The organism is Sphingosinithalassobacter sp. CS137 (assembly GCF_014334115.1).
In the GTDB taxonomy this organism is placed as follows: Bacteria; Pseudomonadota; Alphaproteobacteria; order Sphingomonadales; family Sphingomonadaceae; genus Sphingomonas.
Window position 1 is genome coordinate 2,433,913 of the sequence record NZ_CP060494.1, and the last position, 17,536, is coordinate 2,451,448.

Sequence of the window (17,536 nt, forward strand, 5' to 3'; positions counted from 1 at the left end):
AGCCATGAAGCGCTTCGTTGCCCTTCTGGCGCTGGTCTGCCTGATTGGCTTCGCTGCCCGTCCGGCCGCCGCGCAGTCGATCCTGCGCGACGCCGAAACGGAGGCGCTGTTCGCCGACATGTCCCGCCCGATCATCGAGGCGGCGGGGCTGGAGCCTGACAATGTCCGCGTCGTCCTGATCCAGGATCCCTCGATCAACGCGTTCGTGGCGGGCGGCCAGACCGTTTACATCCACAGCGGCCTTCTCGACGCCGCCACCAACGTCAACGAAGTCCAGGGCGTCATCGCGCACGAGCTGGGCCATATCGTCGCCGGCCATGTGCCGCTGCGCAACAGCGGCGGGGCCGGCGCGATCTCGATCCTTTCGATGGTGCTGGGGGTCGTCGCCGTCGCGGCGGGCGCGCCCGAAGCCGGCACCGGAATTCTGATGGCGGGCAGTCGCGCCGCGATCGGCAAGTATCTCGCCTATTCGCGCAGCCAGGAAGCGACCGCCGACGCTGCGGGAGTGCGCTTCCTCAACACCGCGGGCGTCAACGGCCGCGGGATGCTGGAGTTCTTCAAGAAGCTCCAGAACCTCGAATATCGCCTCGCGGTGCCGCAGGAGGACAGCTACGAGCGCAGCCATCCGCTCAGCGGCGAGCGGATTTCCGCGCTGACCGCCGATCTGGAGGGCGCGCCGAGCTGGAACCGGGCGACCGATCCCGAGCTCGAGCAGCGGTTTCAGCGTGTCCAGGCCAAGCTGCGCGGCTATGTGAACGATCCGCAGGCGACGCTGCGGCTCTATCCGACCAGCAACCAGTCGATCCCGGCGCATTATGCGCGCGCCTATGCCTATCACAAGTCCGGCTATCCCAGCCAGGCTGCGGCCGAAGCGGCGGCGTTGGTACAGGCGGCTCCGGACGACGCATATTTTCTCGAGCTGGAGGGGCAGATCCTGCTCGAATCCGGCCATGCCGAGGAAGCGCTCGAGCCGCTCCGAATCGCTGTCGAGAAGACCAGCTATCAGCCGCTGATCGCCACGCTGTTCGGTCATGCGCTGATCGCGACCGAGGACCCGGCGAACCTGCGCGAGGCAGAGCGGGTGCTGCGCCAGGCAGTCGCCCGCGACCGCGAGAATCCCTCGGCCTGGTATAATCTCGCCATCGTCTACGAACGCACCGGGGACCGCGCGCGTACCGCGCTTGCGATGGCCGAGCGCGCCAGCCTGATCGGCGACTCCGCCGTTGCGGCGGCGAGCGCACGCACGGCAATGGCGGGGCTCGAGGAAGGGTCGCCTGACTGGATCCGCGCGCAGGACGTTCTGATGGTTTCGCGCAACGCACTGCAAGAGGAACGCGGCGACCGCAGTCGCACGCCGGAGGACCTGCAATGATCGAGCGACTCACGCGCAGTCCCTGGTTGTTCGCGGCTTCGTTCGTGCTCGCGGCGGTCCTAGGCGCGGGCATTTTCGCGGCGGCGCAGGCAGTGGTTCCGGCCGGGGGCGCCAATGCCGATCGGGCACGGATCGAGTTGGTGGTTCGCGATTATCTGCTCGAGAATCCGGAAATCCTTCCCGAAGCGATGGAGCGGCTGCGCGAGCGCGAGACCGCCGGCGCCGTGGAGGCGAACCGGAACGCGATCGTCGATCCCTATCCCGGCGCGTGGGCGGGGAACCCCGACGGCGACGTCACCGTCGCGGTCTATATGGATTATGCATGCGGCTTCTGCCGCGCGAGTCTGCCCGCGATCGAGGAACTGCTGACGAAGGACCGCAACGTTCGCGTGGTCTATCGCGAATTTCCGATCCTGAGCGAACAGAGCGTCACCGCCGCCCGCTGGGCGCTCGCCGCGGCCGAGCAGGGCAAATATTCCAGCTTCCACGACGCGCTGTTCGCGCAAGGCCAGCTCAGCGAGGCGTCGATCCGCCGCGCCGCGGCGACGGCTGGCCTGAACATCGAGAAGGTGCGCGAGACCGTCGGCACACAGCGCGTCCAGCGCGAACTGGCGACCAACCACACCACTGCCCAGGCGCTCGGCATCAGCGGCACCCCCGCCTGGGTGATCGGCGATCGCGTGCTCCCCGGCGCCGTCTCCTATCGCCAACTCGCCGACGCGGTAGCCGCTGCCCGCCGCTGAGCGCCGCGCCGTCTATAAGTCCTTCAGGGGAGCGCACAGGGACGCTCCGATTGGAGGAATCATGGCGCCGGGAGTTTTCATCGAACCGGATCCCGAGCTGGCGGAGCTTGCGGATCCCAACAGCAAGCTGGGAATCGAGATCTTCAGCGGCCATCGTGCCTGGCTGAAGAGTGATCTTGTCGCCGGTCGCAATCGCTTCTTCGATTCCATCGCAGAGCGTCTGCACGCGACCAAGCTGACCTATGAGGATCAGTGCACCGCGCTTTATTATTTCGACCTCGTCCGAACGCTGCGCGACCTGGCTGGCGAATTCGACCGCGTTGTCGAGGTCGGCGTCTATATGGGTGGCGCTTCCGCCGTTTTCGGCGGCTGCATCGAGCGGTTCGATTTCGATCTCGACCTCGTCGATATCAATGCGCGTTTCCTGCTCTTCTCCTACGAGCGTATCCGCCGCGCATTCCCGGAATCGGCGCATCGCGTTCGCCTCTTCCACGGCGACGTTCCTTCCTATGTGAAAAATGTTCTGACGGTGGAGAATCCCGGCAAGTGCATCGTCCATCACGATGGCGCGCATGATTTCAACCAGGTGGTGAAGGACCTTTCGGCGCTTTCCTTCGTCCGCGAAAAGCTTCACGCGATCATTGCCCAGGACACCCACCTGCGCGGCACGATCAAGCACATGAACTTCGTAGACATGGCGCTCTATGCCGTCTTCGGCACCGAACTCGCCTATGCGCCGATCGGCACCAGCTACGAGGCGGGGGACGGCCGCACGCAGCCAAATGAGTATCAGGGCAATTACTTCCTCCCCGGCGTGCCGGAGGGAATCGTTCTGCCGATCGCCGCCAATGCGTTTCGCTATCCCCATCCGTCGATGACGCTCGACGCCTTTCTCTGAATGCCAAGGGCGGCCGCCGTTACGGTGTGCCGCCCGCCACCCATTGCCGCGCGGCTTCGCGCCTCCCATCTAGCCTCCGTAGAAGGGGGCTTCATGCAGATTCTATCCGTTTCCGGCGTCAGCAAGACCTATGGCTCCGGGCACAAGGCGCTCGACTCGGTCGACCTCGAAATCCGGCGCGGCGAAATTTTCGCGCTGCTGGGGCCGAACGGCGCGGGCAAGACAACGCTCATCAACATCGTCTGCGGCATCGTCGTGCCGAGCTCCGGGACCATCTTGGTCGATGGACATGACGCGCTGCGTGAGCCGCGCGAGGCGCGATCGCGCATCGGTCTCGTCCCGCAGGAGCTGTCGGTCGACATGTTCGAGACGGTGATGGCCACGGTGCGGTTCAGCCGAGGCCTGTTCGGCAAGGCGCCCGACAAGGCCTATTGCGAGCGCGTGCTCAAGGATCTGTCGCTGTGGGACAAGCGCAACGAGAAGATCAAGGATCTCTCGGGCGGCATGAAGCGGCGCGTGCTGATCGCCAAGGCGCTGGCGCACGAGCCGGAGCTGCTGTTCCTCGACGAGCCCACCGCGGGCGTCGACGTCTCGCTGCGGCGCGACATGTGGAAGCTGGTGCTGGGGCTGCGCGAGCGCGGCACGACCATCATTCTGACCACCCACTATATCGAGGAAGCCGAGGAAATGGCCGATCGGGTGGGCGTGATCGACAAGGGCAGGCTGTTGCTTGTTGAGGAAAAGACCGCGCTGATGAAGAAGCTGGGCAAGCGCGAGATGACGCTGGTGCTGATGGAGCCGATGCACGCGATCCCGCCCGAACTCGCCGAATGGGAATTGACGCTCGCCGACGAGGGACATGCGCTGCGCTACGTATTCGATGCGCAGGCGGAGCGGACGGGCATTCCCTCGCTGCTGCGCAGGCTCGGCGATCTCGGGATCGGCTTCAAGGATCTGGACACCTCGAAATCCAGCCTCGAGGACATTTTCGTCGATCTGGTGGAGCAGCGCTGATGCACGGGTTCAACGCACAGGGCGTCTGGTCGATCTATCGCTTCGAAATGGCGCGCGCGCTGCGCACGCTGTGGCAGAGCCTGGCCGCGCCGGTGATCACCACGTCGCTCTACTTCGTCGTGTTCGGCGGCGCGCTCGGCAGCCGGATCGAGAATGTCGACGGCGTGAACTACGGTGCCTTCATCGTTCCGGGGCTCATCATGCTGTCGCTCTTGCAGCAGAGCATCTCGAACGCCTCGATCGGCATCTACTTCCCCAAATTCACCGGCACCGTCTACGAGCTGCTGTCGGCGCCGATCTCGGCGATGGAGATGGTGCTCGGCTATGTCGGCGCCGCCGCCACCAAATCGATCGTGATCGGCCTGATCATCCTGGTCACGGCCAGCTTCTTCGTCGACCTCGATATCCGCCACCCGTTCGCGATGGCGGCGTTCCTGATCCTCACCAGCCTGGCGTTCAGCCTGTTCGGATTCATCATCGGCATCTGGGCAAAGGGCTTCGAGCAGCTCAATTTCGTGCCGGTGCTGCTGGTGACGCCGCTCACCTTCCTCGGCGGTGCCTTTTATTCGATCGACATGCTGCCCGAGCCGTGGCGCACGGTGAGCCTGTTCAACCCGGTGGTCTATCTGGTGAGCGGCTTCCGCTGGAGCTTCTTCGGGGAGGGCGATGTCGATATCTGGGTGAGCCTGGGCTTCACCGGCGGCTTCCTCGCGCTGTGCCTGTTCATCGTGTGGCTGATCTTCAGGACGGGCTGGCGGCTGAAGAGCTGAGCCGCCGACGACGCATCAGCAGCGCGGGCTGGAGCACCAGTCCGTTCAGATCGATCAGCACATGGAGCAGGATCGGCAGCAACAGGCTGCCGGTGACGAGGTAGATCAGCACGAAGACCAGCCCCATCACGCTGGTGCCGATCACGCCGGCGGCGCCCTGATAGAGATGCATCAGCCCGAACACGAGCGCGGCGGCGACGAACGCGAGCACCGCGCCGCCACCCGCGAGCACGATGAGCAGCGGCAGATAGAGGCGGAAGAACAGCTCCTCGGTGATCCCCGCGTTGACCGAGAGCAGCGCGCCATAGGGCAGCTCGGCGCGGTTGCGCGGCAGCAGCGCGCCGATGTCGCCCAGGACGCGCATCTCCACGCCCTCCTTCGGCGGGCGCAGCAAGGCGAGCGCACTGACGAGGATCAGCGCCCGACCAGTCCGAAGAGCATGCCGGTGATGAGGCCGCGAACGTCGTCCAACTCGCCCAACAGGGCAGTCGCGGGCAGGAACTCGACGGGAAAGGCGACGATCTCGCCCAGCCGACCCAGCAGCGCGAGCCCGAGAAGCGCGCCACCGCCGAACAGCAGCATCGCCTGAACGACCCAGCGCCCGAAGATGCGCTTGCGCTCGCGCGTGTCGTCGATCGTCTTGAACCGCGCATAGGAGCGCGCATCGAAAATGGTGAAGACCGCCAGTACGACGAGCGTGACCGCGAGCAGCAGCTGCGCCGCGGTGGCGGTCTCCAGGATCACAGCCGGTGTTCGCCCTTCACCCAGCGGACCGTGCCCGAGCTTGCGCGCATCACCACGCTTTCGGTGTGCATCTTGCGGCCGTAGCGCTTCACTCCGTCGAGCAGCGAACCGTCGGTCACGCCGGTCGCGGCGAAGATGCAGTCGCCCTTCGCGAGATCGGTGAGCGTATAGATGCGATCGAGATCCTCGATCCCCCATTTGGCGGCGCGGCTGCGCTCGTCATCGTTGCGGAAGACGAGGCGCCCCTGGAACTGGCCGCCGACGCAGCGCAGCGCCGCCGCCGCCAGCACGCCCTCCGGCGCGCCGCCCTGGCCCATATAGACGTCGACCGTCGTCTCGGGGTCGGTCGTCGCGATCACGCCTGCGACATCGCCGTCGGGGATCAGCATGATGCCGCAGCCGCAGCTACGCAGCTCGGCGATCAGCTTCTCGTGGCGCGGCCGGTCGAGCACGCAGGCGATGATCTCGTTGGGGGCACAGCCCTTCGCCTTGGCGATCGCCTGGATATTCTCGGTCGGGCTCTTGGCGAGGTCGATCACGCCTTCGGGATAGCCGGGGCCGACCGCCAGCTTGTCCATATAGACGTCAGGCGCATTGAGCAGGCAGCCCTCCTCGGCGATCGCCAGCACCGCCAGCGCGTTGGGACCGGCCTTGGCCGTAATCGTCGTGCCTTCCAGCGGATCGAGCGCGATATCGATCTTCGGGCCGGTGCCCTGCGCCGCGCCGACCTTCTCGCCGATATAGAGCATCGGTGCCTCGTCGCGCTCGCCTTCGCCGATCACCACGGTGCCGTCGAAATCGAGCTGGTTCAGCGCGTCGCGCATCGCCTCCACGGCTGCCTGGTCCGCGGCCTTTTCGTCGCCGCGGCCGACCAAAGTCGAAGCGGCGATCGCCGCGGCTTCGGTGACTCGCACCATTTCGAGTACCAGGACGCGGTCGAGAACTTTGCTTGCAGTCGGCATGGAATCGGGCACCCCTCGAATGTGATTGCCAAGCCGATAGGCGAGCGCCTCTGCCGGGGCAACTGAGGAGCGTCCGGGCGCGTGCCGCGGCAACTTCGTGCCTGCCCCGGCGTTGAGAAAAGCGGGGGGCGCGAAGGAGCACGCCCGATGTTGTCACTTCTCCTGCTGCTGCCGATCGTTCCGATGCAGGATGCACCGGCGCCCGAGCAAATCGACCTTCTTCGCGATGCGCAGACCTGCGCGGCAGGCGAATCCGACTGCACCGAGCGGCGTAGCCGCTTCCGATTGCCGCTCGATCCCGCCGAGACCGAGGATCGCGTTGCGCGGGCGATGGAGCAGGAGCCGATGCGGTGTGGTCTTTCGGGCGCGCCGGTCTGCCCCAGCGACGGCACCGTCATCATCGATACCGGTTCCGACGACTGACCTCAGTCGGAGAGGATCGGCATCCACATCGGCTCGCTCTTGAGGCTCGGCGAGCCCCGCAGTTTTTCGAGCGCCTGAGCGACACAGCGCTCCGGGCCCTCGTGCGTCACGATTGCCACGAGCACGCTTCCATCGGCCATCGCACCGCGCTGCATCAGGCTTTCGATCGAAACGCCTGCATCGCGCATCGCCGCGGCGATCTCGGCGAGCACGCCCACCTTGTCGGCCACGGTGAAGCGCAGATAGTCCCGCCCGCGGCGCTCGCCGCTGTCCGCCGGCGGGAGCGCCGCCAGCGCTTCGACCGGCATCGCATAGGGCGGCCCGAATTCGCCGCGCGCGATGTCGATCAGGTCGGCCACGACAGCGGAGGCGGTCGGACCGTCGCCCGCGCCTGCGCCCTGGAAGAAGAGCCGTCCGACGAAATTGCCTTCGGCGACGACCGCATTGGTCGAATGAAGCACATGCGCGAGCGGATGATCGAGCGGCACCAGCATCGGCTGGACGCGCTGGAACAGGCCCTTGCCGTCGGCGTCGGCCATGCCCAGCAGGCGTACACGATAGCCGAGTGCGGCTGCTTCGGCGATATCGGCGGCGATCACGTTGCGGATGCCCGTGACGACCACGTCGGCGAACGCAGGTTGCGCGCCGAAGGCGAGGCTGGCGAGGATCGACAGCTTGTGTGCTGCGTCGACCCCGTCGATATCGGTCGAGGGATCGGCTTCGGCATAGCCGAGCCGCTGCGCTTCGGCGAGGATCTCGGCGAAGTCGCGGCCCTCGGCTTCCATCTTGGTTAGGACGAAATTGCAGGTGCCGTTGAGGATCCCGTAGACGCGGTCGATCACATTGGCGGCAGCGCCTTCGCGCAGCCCCTTGATCACCGGAATGCCGCCGGCGACCGCAGCCTCGTACTTGAGCGCCACCCCGCCGCTTTCGGCCGCGCGGGCGAGCTCGAGTCCGTGATGTGCAACCATCGCCTTGTTGGCAGTGACGAAGCTCTTGCCGGCGCCCAGCGCGGCGCGAGCCAGCGCGAGCGCGGGTCCGTCGGCACCACCGACCAGCTCGACCACTGCATCCGCCCCGGGGTGCCGTGCCAGCTCGGCGGGGTCATCGACCCAGTCGAAGCGGTCGAGATCGATCCCGCGGTCCTTGCTGCGGTCGCGGGCGGACACGGCGACGACTTCGATCGGGCGGCCCGCGCGCCGCGCAATCAATTCGCCGTTCGCGTCGATGAGCCGAACGACGCCTGCTCCGACGGTGCCGAGTCCGGCAAGGGCGACGCGCAGCGGTTCAGTCATTCGGTGCTCCTGTGGTTCAGCGCGACAGCGCCTAACCCAAGTGACCGGCGGTTGGAACGGCAGCGCTGCTACTGATCGGCAAAGGGATCGTAACTGCCGAAGCTCCAGACATTGCCTTCGGGATCGCGTGCGCCATAGCCGCGCCCGCCATAGGACTGGTCGGCCGGCTCCATGAAGATTTCGGCACCGGCGTGCCGCGCGCGCTCGGCGTGCGCATCGACGTCGGCTACGACGAGGTACAAGGTCGCGGTCGCGGCGCCTGCCTCGGCCGCCGTCTTCATTCCTGCCGCGGCGGCATAGTCGGTTGGTTTCGCCGAGGAAATCATGATCATGCGGTCGTGCCAGAGCAGCTGGGCATGATCGATGATCTGCGGATCCTGTGCGTTTGAATAGACTGCGTGCCGTTCGAATCCGAACGCATCGCAGAGGAACGCGATCGCCGCAGGCGCATCCGCATAGCGCAGATTGGGAATGATCTCGTGTCGCATCCGACTCTCTCCCTGGTGGTTTGCACTCGCTGCCATGCCGCGCGCGGAGACGATTGGACGAAAGGCACCTCAGCGCTCGATCAGCCCTCCGCCACCGGGCACCAGCCGCGCCGCGAACGCGCGCGGCGTGAGACCAGCGAATTCTTGGAACTCGCGAATGAGGTGCGACTGGTCGCAATATCCGCATTCGGCAGCGATGCCCGCCCAGTCGCGATCACCGCTTTCCGCAAGCCCCACCGCGCGTTCGAACCGGCGCAGCCGTCGCCAGCTGCGCGGGCCTACCCCCACCAGATCGGTGATCCGGCTTGCAAGATGCTTGCGGCTCCAGCCGATGTCGCGGGCGATCTCGGCAAGCTCGACGCCGGCGAGCGTTTCGGTCTGGCGCAGGGCATAGAGGTCGACTGCGCGCAGATCGGCGGTGCGCGCCAGTCGTGCCTCAAGCGCGGCTTCGATCAGCCTGACGCGCTCCGCGCGATCCGCCGCCTCGCCCAGCGCCGCGCCCAGCGTGGCAGCGGCAACACCGAACAGCGCCTCCAGCGGCACCGCGCGGTCGCGCAGTTCGTGCATCGGCACGCCGGTCAGCCGCCGCAGCGCCACGGGCGACAGGAAAACATGCACGCCGCGTTGCGCGCCGGTCGATTGCGATAGTGCCGGTCGCAGATGGGTTCCCGCGACGAATGCCTCGCCGGCGCCGAGCCGCAACGTGCCCCCATCGCCGCCCACCAGCGCGATCGGCTCGCCGAGATTGACGAGCAGCACCGCCCGGGTGTTCGGCAGCTCGCGCCGGACGGTGAAGCCGCCGGTGCGCTCTTCATAGTCGCAATAGCCGCCGATCCAGCCGGCGAGCCGCTGCCCCGGCGCGAAATGCGCCATGCTCCAGGCATTGACGCCGTCGTCGTGCGCATCGACGCGCAGCAGGCGCGCCGACGGCCGGGTCACGGCTTGATGAGGCCGATCTCGATCAGCCGTTCGCGCAGATAGTCGTTCGCCGTGATCGGCTGCGGATAGCGGTTCGGATTGTCCTCCGAGATGCAGCTCTCGAGCGTCTCGATCGTGAAATCGGGCGCGAGGTGCAGGAAGAAAGGCATCGAGTAGCGCGCATTGCCTCGGCGCTCGGGCGGCGGATTGACGACGCGGTGGCTGGTCGAAGGCAGCACATGGTTGGTCAGCCGCTGGAGCATGTCGCCGACATTGACCACCATCGCTCCTTCGGGCGGCTTCACCGGGAGCCAGCGACCGTCGCGGTCGAGCAGCTCCAGCCCCGCTTCCTCCGCTCCGAGCAGCAGCGTGATGAGGTTGATGTCCTCGTGTGCGCCTGCGCGCACGCCGGGCGCATCGGGCGACACCGGCGGATAATGGAGCAGGCGGAGCACCGAATTGCCGTCAGCCACCGGTTTTTCGAACCAGTCGGGGGCTAGCCCCAGATGCCGGGCGATCGCCGACAGCAGCCGCAGCCCGGCGGTGTCGAATGCCGCGAAGAGCGCGCCGAAGGTTTCGCGGAACCCCTCCGGCCGATCAGGCCAGATATTGTCGGGCATGGCGTCGGCATAGCGATGACCCGCAGGGAGATCGCGGCCGATATGGTAGAATTCCTTGAGGTCGTTCTCGCTCGCGTCCTTGGCGATCTCGATGCCGAAGGGCGTGTAGCCGCGCTGGCCGCCGCCGCCGGTAACATGATAGCGGCGTTTCTCGTCCTCCGGCAGCTCGAAGAATGCGCGGGTGGTGGCCCAGGCGCGATCGACCAGCTGCGGATCAATCCCGTGATCGCAGACCATCGCGAAGCCGAACCGCTCGAACGACTGCCCCAACTCGGCGGCGAATGCCTCGGGCTCGCGATCCGCGCGCGCTAGGCTGACGAGCGGAACCTGGTCGAGAAGGGTGTCGGTCACGAATCGGAACTCCGGTTGAACTGAGCTCCGCAGATAGCGGCTCGGGCGGCGCCCGAACAGCGGCGCGTGCGTTACTCGCCGATCGTCAGCGTGCCCCGGGTCTGGTCGCCTTGGCCGCCGAGTTCGAGGCGGAAGCGGTCGCCCTCGCCTGTCATGCCGGCAAAACCGGCTCCATCTGCCTGAAACTCGAAGTCGTTCGCGGCAAGCTGTTCGCGGAACCACTCCTGCACGGTCGCCGCATCGGCGGGGCTGGTGAATCGGAAGGTCGCCTTCGCCTGATCGCGCTGGCCCATCCGGTCATCGGCCTCGGCATTGAAGCCCGTCACCGTCGATCCCGGATAGAGCCGCATCCCGTTCACGTCGAAATCGGCGGCGTCGATCTGGATCGGAGGCAGCTTCAGCGACCCTTCGAACCCCGGCGCCTTGATCGTGAAGCGGCCGTCCGCGTCGGAGGTGATGCTCGCATTCCCGTCGTTCGAAATGGCGTCGATCGACATCGCCGTGCCGTTGCCTTCCCCATCTCCGCAAGCGGCGAGCGGCAGGGCGATCAACAACAGGGCGGCGGCGCGGTTCATGGGCTTGGTCTCCAGCGTGTTATCCTCACAATACACTAGGGATTTGCCCGGGCCGGGTCAAGCAAAGCAGGTGACGCGACCGGCGCGATCCGCCAAAGGCTCCCGCATGGATCAGCAGACCGCACCGCCGCACGCCGAATCGGCGGATCGCGCGCCGCTCGGCTTCGGGGAATTCGTCGCGATCGTCGCGGCACTGATGTCGCTGACGGCGCTCGGTATCGATTCGATGCTGCCGGCACTGCCCGCGATCGGCGACAGCCTCGGCGTGGTCGAGGACAACCGGCGCCAGCTGGTGATCACGGCCTTCCTGCTGGGCTTTTCTTTTGCGCAGCTCGTCTACGGGCCGCTCTCGGATCGGTTCGGGCGCAAGCCGGTGCTGCTCGCCGGACTGTGCGGATATGTCATCGCCAATGCGCTTGCCGCCGTGTCCGGCAGCTTCGAGCTGCTGCTGCTGGCGCGGTTTGCGAGCGGCGCCGGAGTGGCCGCAGCCCGGGTGGTGACGATCGCGATCGTGCGCGACTGTTTTGCCGGACGGGCGATGGCGCGCGTGATGAGCCTCGCCTTCATCGTCTTCATGGCGGCACCGGTGCTTGCGCCTGCTTTCGGCCAAATCGTGCTGCTGTTCGGATCGTGGCGGCTGATCTTCGGCGGCATCGGCGGAGTCGCCGCACTGATCGCGATTTGGTTCTGGGTGCGGATGCCCGAGACTCTGCCGTCCGAGCGCAAGCTGTCGCTCGATCCGCGGCGCATCGGCCGGGGCTATATGACAGTGCTGCGCGATCGCTGCGCCGTCGGCTACACGCTTGCGGCGGCGGCGCTTTCGGGCGCGCTATTCGGCTTTATCGGCTCGGTGCAGCAGATCGTCGCCGATATCTTCGAGGTGCCCCATCTGCTCACGCTGGTGTTCGCTTGCGTGGCGGGAACCATGGCGCTCGCATCGTTCATCAATGCACGGATCGTGATGCGGCTGGGCACCCGGCGCATCTCGCATTTCGCGCTGGCTGGGCTGATCGGTATCTCCGCCGTGCATCTGGCGGTCGTGTGGTTCGGCGGCGAATCGCTGGTGAGCTTCATCATTCTCCAGGCGCTGATGATGGCGTGCTTCGGGCTCGCCACTTCGAATTTCTCGGCGATGGCGATGGAGAATATGGGCGAGGTCGCCGGCACGGCGTCGAGCTTTCAGGGCTTCGTCACGACGCTGGGCGGCGCGGTGCTGGGAGCGGTGATCGGCCAATCCTACGACGGAACGACCGTGCCGCTCTATGCGGGTTTCTTGTTGTGCGGAACGGCGGCATTCATCGTCATCGCAGTCGCCGAGCGCGGGCGGATGTTTCGCCCGAGCTGAAACAAGCGGGGCGGCGAGGCGGAACGCGTGCGCGGTCCTTCCGTTGACGTCCGGCCCGGGCATTCCGCCCGCGGCCGAGACGATGAGGACGATATGGGCGGCCATCAGATTCCCGAGCAGGGCCCCAACGACGACGGGTACGACGAGGACGGCTACGACGAGAGCCAGCGCGCCGAGGTTTTCGAAGCGACGCGCGGCGGCCCGAACGACGGCACGGTGCAGACCGACATGGATCCGGACCTCGGCGAGGAGCTCGACGACGTCGAAGGCGAGGACGATCTCGCGATGCGCGACCGCGAGATCGGCGAAGAGGACCCCGATGCGCGGCTCGACCGCGACGATCGCGACGAAGACGATCTGCAGGCGGACTATGACAACGACGCCGTCGACCAGGCGGCGCTCGACGCGGAGAGCGACGACGGCGACGACGCGGCGCTCGCCCCCTGACCCCTCTGGCGCTTGACCCCGTCCGCGCGGTTGCGCAGCATGGCGCACTCCCCGCTTCGGAGTGCGCCATGCTCACCGATCCGCGAGTCGACCACTATATCGAGCGCCAGGCAGATTTCGCTCGGCCGCAGGTCGCGGAGTCGATCAAATGGAGCGTGCCTTCGTCCGAACGCCGCTGGCGAACATGGCCGTTTTCAAGGCGCATGCGGCGTTCGGCTTCTGGGCGCGCGATGTCGTGGAAACCGGCGACGAGGGGGCGCAACTGGAAATCTGAGAAGTGCTGAGCCGTACGCCTGCGCCTGGAACGGGGGCCGCGCGGCGGCGTTCGCAGCTGCGGCCCGTTTCCGCGGGTTCGGGTCCTGGAGGAGAGCATCGTATGCGGCTTGCCGTCGCCCTGATCGCCCTTTGCGCGCTCGCTGCGTGCAGCGAAGGCGAGGACGCCGACATCGTAACCAACATCGAGACCCGGCTGCCGGCTGATGTTCAGCCCGCGACCTCCGCGCGATCCGCCGAGGCCGCGCCGCCCGAGCCGGCTCCTGCTCCGCAGGCCGAAGCATCGTCTGCGCCGAGCGCTCCGGTTGAGCCCGTGGCCGAAGCGGCGATCGAGGATTCGAACGGCCGGCAGGCCGCCGCAGACCTCGTCACGCACTATTATCGCTTGCTCTCGCGCGGCGCCTATCGCCGTGCCTATGGACTGTGGGAGCGCGATGGCACGGCGTCCGGTCTCTCGAGCGAGGAGTTCGCGCAGACGTTCGAGGAATTCAGCGAACTCCGCGCCGAAGTCGGCCTGCCCGACCGCATCGACGCGGGCGCAGGCAATCGCTGGGCGCGGGTTCCGGTGCGCGTCACTGGCCGGCTGGCGGCAGGAAACCGGCCGTTCGTCATGCGCGGTTTCGTGACGGTGCATCGCAACGGCGCCGTTCCGGGGACGACCGCCGAGGAGCGCAGCTGGCGCATCCGCGAGATCGACGTGACGCCGCGCCCTGCGGAAGCCGAGCCGGAGCCGTCGCCTGTTCCGACGAGGGCCGCGACAGGGGAGCTGACGCCGCTCGCTACGCCGGTCGCCCGGACCAGTCCCACGCCGATCCCGAGCCCGACCACAAGCCCCGCGCCCACTGCACCGGCTTCGCCAACGCCAGAGGCGCAGGCGGAGACGCGCTCCCTTGCCCGCTGCGTCGATGGTACGCAGCTCGTCGTCCGCTTCGCTTCCGATCGCGAAAGGATCGCGGTCTCGCGCGAGGGCGAGACGGTCGCGACGCTTGCGCGGCAGGAGGTGGGCTCGGGCATGCTCTACACCAGCGAGGGCTACACGCTGCAGGTGCGTGGCGACGCGATGACCTTCACCGCGCGCGGCGAGCCGCCGATCCCGTGCACCCTGACCGAGTGACGCCGCTTCCCAGTCTCTCTGCCGCGCACTAGGGACAAGGCATGGCCCGCTTCACCACGCGCATCACCGCCGGTTCCGGCGACATCGACGAGCTGGGCCATGTCAACAATGCGGTCTGGGTGAAGTGGATCCAGGACGTGGCGATCGCCCACTGGGATGCGGTCGCGCCGCCGGAGCATCGCCGGGCCTATGTCTGGGTAGTGACGCGCCACGAGATCGACTATCGCGGCAATGTGCGCGACGGCGAGGCCGTGACGGCGGAAACCTGGGTTTCGGAGCCGCCGCGCGGCGCGCGGTTCGACCGACACATGCGGTTCACCGCGGAGGACGGCAAGGTGAAGGTCGAGGCGAAGACGACCTGGGCGCTTCTCGATCGTGCGACCGGGCGGCTGATGCGCGTCCGCGACGACATCGCCGCGCCGTTTCTGAAGGACTGACGCGCCAGCGGCGGCCGACGCTCTAGCCGCTGTTGCGCAGCGCCGTCGCAATCGCATTGATCGAGAGGAGAATACCCTCGCCGATCCGGCTGTCCTGCTCGCCCGCGCGGTGGCGCTTCAGCAGCTCGATCTGCAGCAGATTGAGCGGTTCGATATAGGGTAGCCGGAGCCGGATAGACGTTTCGAGTCGCGGGTGTTTCTCCAGCAGCCGCGTCTGGCGCGTCACGGTCAGCAGTCCGTCGTGCGTGGCGTCCCAGCCTTCGCGAATGCGCCCGAAGATCCGGTCGCGCAGCGTATCGTCCTCGACCAGCGCCGCATACCGACTGGCGATCCCCATATCGGATTTGGCGAGCACCTGTTCCATATTGTCGAGCGTAGCGGCGAACAGCGGCCAGCCGGCCGCCATCTCGCGCAGCAGCCCCTTGTCCTCGAAGTCTCGGATCGCCTGGCCCACGCCATACCAGCCGGGGAGCATGACTCGCGCCTGCGCCCAGCTGAACACCCAGGGGATGGCGCGCAGATCCTCGATCGCGTCGGACTTCTTGCGGCTCGCCGGCCGCGATCCGATCTTCAGCCCGCTGATCTCGGCGATCGGAGTCATCTGGCGGAAGAAGGTGGTGAAGCCCTCGGTCTCGTACACGAGCCCCCGATAGGCGCGGAACGCCGTCTCCGAGAGCCGGTCCATCGCCGCGGAGAAGCGGTCATAGTCGCGCGCGCTCAGCTTTTCGGGTTCGAGCGTCGCGAGCAGCGTGGCCGATGCCATTGCTTCGAGGTTGGTCGTCGCGCTTTCCGGCGTCCCGTATTTCGCCGCGATCACTTCGCCTTGCTCGGTGATCCGGATGCGCCCCTGCACCGTGCCGGGCGGCTGTGCACGAATCGCCGCGAACGCCGATCCGCCGCCACGGCCCACCGCGCCGCCGCGGCCGTGGAAAAGCTGCATCGACACGCCGGCCTTCTCGAACACCGGCTGCAGCGCCGTCGATCCGCGCGACAGCTGCCAGGTCGAGGTCAGATAGCCGCCGTCCTTGTTCGAGTCGGAATAGCCGATCATCACTTCCTGATGCCCGCGCGCGGCGCTGATCGCGGCAACTTCGGGCAGCGCGAACCAGGCTTCCATGATCGACGGCGCCGCTTCGAGATCGGCGACCGTCTCGAACAGCGGCACGGCCATTACATGCGCCTGCGGCGTCTCTCCCGGAACGTAGAGCCCGGCTTCCTTCAGCAGCACATGGACTTCGAGCAGGTCGGAAACCGACTCCGCCATCGAGACGATGTAGTTGGTGATGCACCTGCGCCCATAGCGCGCATGCGCTTCGGCCGCCGCGCGGACGATGGCGAGTTCGGACGCGGTTTCGTCCGAATAGTTCGCATAGGGGCTGGTCAGGGGCCGGGGACTCGCCAGCTCGCGCCGCAGCAAGGCGATCCGCTCGTCCTCGCTCAGCGCCGCATAATCGTCGCAGACGTTTGCCGACTTCAGCAGCTCGGCAACCACGCGCTCGTGGACGGCGCTGTTCTGGCGCATGTCGAGCGTGGCGAGATGGAAGCCGAAGGTTTCGACGGCGCGAATCAGCCGCCCCAGCTTGCCGCCGGAGGCGAGCGGGCTATCGCCGCCGCCCGCAAGCCCATGGGCGATCGCGGCGAGATCGTCGCGAAGCGCGCGGGGATCGGGATAGGGTTCGCCGGTCAGCGTGCCGGGGCGCGGCGGCGCCTTTCCGACGAGCTTCAGATGGGTGGCTGCGAGCCGCGCATAGATCCCGGAAATGGCGCGGCGATAGGGCTCGTCGGCGCGGCTCGCAGCGGTGTCGCCGCTCGCCTCCGCCAGCGCCACGACGGCGGGATCGGCATCGGCGTGCAGCGTCGAGATCGACAGCTCGGCGCCCAGCGCGTGGAGCGAATCGAGATAATGGACCAGCACCGTCTCGGCGGCGCGCGCCAGCGCGAGCCGAAGCGATTCGGCGGTGACGAAGGGGTTGCCGTCGCGGTCGCCGCCGATCCAGCTCCCCGGCTTGAGAAAGCTCGGGCTGCGCTCGCCGAGCGCCCGATCCCAGCGCGCATAAAGCGCCGGCAGCGTCGGCAGGAAAACGTCGCGAAAATAGCTGAGCGCGGTTTCCACTTCGTCGGCCACGCCCAGCTTTTCCCGACGCAGCACGCGCGTCTGCCACAGCAGCGCGATCTGGCGCAGAATCGCCTCGTCGACTCGATCGCCGTCCGGCGTCTCCTGGAGCCCGCGATCCTTCAGCGCCATCAGTTCGGCGATCCGGTTCTTGTGGTCGATCATGCTCTTGCGCCGCACCTCGGTCGGGTGGGCCGTGAGCACGGGCACGATCAGCGCCTGATCGAGCAGCGCAGCGACGGCGTTGCGATCCACGCCGTGTTCGGCAAGTCTTGCAAGTGCGCTCTCGACATCCGCCTCGTCTTCGGCGGTCACGCCCTGCCGATCCTCCGCGAGATTGGCGAGCATCGAAAACAGCATGAACCCGCGCGTGAAATCCAGCGTCTCGTCGAGTGTCAACCGGTCTAGCCCGGGATCGATCGCATCGGCGCCGGCGATGCCGCGATGCCGGTCGACCGAAGTCGAGCGGATATATTCGATCCGCTTGAACAAGTCCTCGCCGCCGTGCCGGCGAATCACGTCGCCGAGCAGGCGCCCCAGAAAGCGGATGTCCGGATTGTTGGTGATCGGAGGAAGCGTGGCCATGGCGCCTTTGCTGCATTGCGGTACTGGCCCGGTCAACCGGTGATCGGGA

Annotated in this window: 20 protein-coding genes; 11 read left to right on the forward strand and 9 right to left on the reverse strand. The window is 67.0% G+C overall.

Translation table 11 applies throughout. The features are described 5' to 3' along the window. The first annotated feature begins 4 nt into the window (after positions 1 to 4). The 5 genes from H7V21_RS12050 (at position 5) to H7V21_RS12070 (ending at position 4,797) form a co-directional block, all read left to right on the forward strand. A complete protein-coding gene (locus tag H7V21_RS12050) occupies positions 5 to 1,372 on the forward strand; it encodes a M48 family metalloprotease (RefSeq protein ID WP_188053984.1) in 1,368 nt (455 codons plus the stop codon). Further along, positions 1,369 to 2,115, forward strand: a complete 747-nt coding sequence (locus tag H7V21_RS12055) for a DsbA family protein (RefSeq protein WP_188053985.1) — start codon at positions 1,369 to 1,371, stop codon at positions 2,113 to 2,115. Before H7V21_RS12050 ends, H7V21_RS12055 begins: the two co-directional genes overlap by 4 nt. Before the next feature lie 61 nt (positions 2,116 to 2,176). Beyond that, positions 2,177 to 3,013 (forward strand): class I SAM-dependent methyltransferase, encoded by an 837-nt coding sequence (locus tag H7V21_RS12060; RefSeq protein ID WP_188053986.1) that lies wholly within the window; start codon positions 2,177 to 2,179, stop codon positions 3,011 to 3,013. Positions 3,014 to 3,106: 93 nt separating this feature from the next. Next, entirely contained in the window at positions 3,107 to 4,027 is a 921-nt protein-coding gene (locus tag H7V21_RS12065) for an ABC transporter ATP-binding protein (protein ID WP_188053987.1), read from the forward strand. Continuing rightward, entirely contained in the window at positions 4,027 to 4,797 is a 771-nt protein-coding gene (locus H7V21_RS12070) for an ABC transporter permease (protein WP_188053988.1), read from the forward strand. The genes H7V21_RS12065 and H7V21_RS12070 overlap by 1 nt, the downstream gene beginning before the upstream one ends. On the opposite strand, the gene H7V21_RS12075 is transcribed toward H7V21_RS12070, so the two are convergent. The 3 genes from H7V21_RS12075 to glpX are packed head-to-tail and all read right to left on the reverse strand — an operon-like array spanning position 4,769 to position 6,503. After that, the gene (locus H7V21_RS12075; RefSeq protein WP_262504100.1) at positions 4,769 to 5,161 is read right to left on the reverse strand and encodes a CPBP family intramembrane glutamic endopeptidase; all 393 of its coding nucleotides are present in this window, start codon (positions 5,159 to 5,161) and stop codon (positions 4,769 to 4,771) included. The genes H7V21_RS12070 and H7V21_RS12075 overlap by 29 nt on opposite strands. Positions 5,162 to 5,211: 50 nt before the next feature. Then, positions 5,212 to 5,541: a hypothetical protein gene (locus H7V21_RS12080; RefSeq protein ID WP_188053990.1), complete on the reverse strand. Its 330-nt coding sequence runs from the start codon at positions 5,539 to 5,541 to the stop codon at positions 5,212 to 5,214. Continuing rightward, positions 5,538 to 6,503: a class II fructose-bisphosphatase gene (glpX, locus tag H7V21_RS12085; RefSeq protein ID WP_188053991.1), complete on the reverse strand. Its 966-nt coding sequence runs from the start codon at positions 6,501 to 6,503 to the stop codon at positions 5,538 to 5,540. Before glpX ends, H7V21_RS12080 begins: the two co-directional genes overlap by 4 nt. Positions 6,504 to 6,650: 147 nt before the next feature. On the opposite strand from glpX, the gene H7V21_RS12090 reads away from it, so the two are divergent. Then, complete coding sequence (locus tag H7V21_RS12090) at positions 6,651 to 6,926, forward strand: hypothetical protein (RefSeq protein ID WP_188053992.1); 276 nt, start codon at positions 6,651 to 6,653, stop codon at positions 6,924 to 6,926. A gap of 2 nt (positions 6,927 to 6,928) precedes the next feature. On the opposite strand, the gene H7V21_RS12095 is transcribed toward H7V21_RS12090, so the two are convergent. The 5 genes from H7V21_RS12095 to H7V21_RS12115 all read right to left on the reverse strand — a co-directional run bounded on the left by H7V21_RS12095 (position 6,929) and on the right by H7V21_RS12115 (position 11,173). Further along, entirely contained in the window at positions 6,929 to 8,221 is a 1,293-nt protein-coding gene (locus tag H7V21_RS12095) for a homoserine dehydrogenase (RefSeq protein WP_188053993.1), read from the reverse strand. Positions 8,222 to 8,289: 68 nt separating this feature from the next. Continuing rightward, entirely contained in the window at positions 8,290 to 8,709 is a 420-nt protein-coding gene (locus tag H7V21_RS12100) for a VOC family protein (protein ID WP_188053994.1), read from the reverse strand. A 69-nt stretch (positions 8,710 to 8,778) separates the two neighbouring features. Beyond that, entirely contained in the window at positions 8,779 to 9,648 is an 870-nt protein-coding gene (locus H7V21_RS12105; protein ID WP_188053995.1) for a helix-turn-helix domain-containing protein, read from the reverse strand. Next, positions 9,645 to 10,598: an isopenicillin N synthase family dioxygenase gene (locus H7V21_RS12110; RefSeq protein ID WP_188053996.1), complete on the reverse strand. Its 954-nt coding sequence runs from the start codon at positions 10,596 to 10,598 to the stop codon at positions 9,645 to 9,647. The genes H7V21_RS12105 and H7V21_RS12110 overlap by 4 nt, the downstream gene beginning before the upstream one ends. A 71-nt stretch (positions 10,599 to 10,669) precedes the next feature. After that, positions 10,670 to 11,173: a hypothetical protein gene (locus H7V21_RS12115; protein WP_188053997.1), complete on the reverse strand. Its 504-nt coding sequence runs from the start codon at positions 11,171 to 11,173 to the stop codon at positions 10,670 to 10,672. Positions 11,174 to 11,279: 106 nt separating this feature from the next. Between H7V21_RS12115 and H7V21_RS12120 the strand changes: the two genes are divergently transcribed. The 5 genes from H7V21_RS12120 (at position 11,280) to H7V21_RS12135 (ending at position 14,789) form a co-directional block, all read left to right on the forward strand. After that, the gene (locus H7V21_RS12120; RefSeq protein ID WP_188053998.1) at positions 11,280 to 12,518 is read left to right on the forward strand and encodes a multidrug effflux MFS transporter; all 1,239 of its coding nucleotides are present in this window, start codon (positions 11,280 to 11,282) and stop codon (positions 12,516 to 12,518) included. Between the two features lie 93 nt (positions 12,519 to 12,611). Then, a complete protein-coding gene (locus H7V21_RS12125) occupies positions 12,612 to 12,965 on the forward strand; it encodes a DNA primase (protein ID WP_188053999.1) in 354 nt (117 codons plus the stop codon). Positions 12,966 to 13,113: 148 nt separating this feature from the next. Next, positions 13,114 to 13,239, forward strand: a complete 126-nt coding sequence (locus H7V21_RS15945; RefSeq protein WP_262503858.1) for a hypothetical protein — start codon at positions 13,114 to 13,116, stop codon at positions 13,237 to 13,239. A gap of 102 nt (positions 13,240 to 13,341) precedes the next feature. Next, the gene (locus H7V21_RS12130; protein WP_188054000.1) at positions 13,342 to 14,352 is read left to right on the forward strand and encodes an MliC family protein; all 1,011 of its coding nucleotides are present in this window, start codon (positions 13,342 to 13,344) and stop codon (positions 14,350 to 14,352) included. 41 nt (positions 14,353 to 14,393) lie between these two features. Continuing rightward, positions 14,394 to 14,789 carry an acyl-CoA thioesterase gene (locus tag H7V21_RS12135; RefSeq protein WP_188054001.1) on the forward strand — a complete coding sequence of 132 codons (396 nt, stop codon included), beginning with the start codon at positions 14,394 to 14,396 and terminating at the stop codon, positions 14,787 to 14,789. A gap of 22 nt (positions 14,790 to 14,811) precedes the next feature. Here H7V21_RS12135 and ppc read toward each other — a convergent pair whose 3' ends face one another. Next, positions 14,812 to 17,487, reverse strand: coding sequence for a phosphoenolpyruvate carboxylase (gene ppc / locus H7V21_RS12140; protein ID WP_188054002.1), 2,676 nt, complete (start codon positions 17,485 to 17,487; stop codon positions 14,812 to 14,814). Positions 17,488 to 17,536 lie beyond the last annotated feature (49 nt).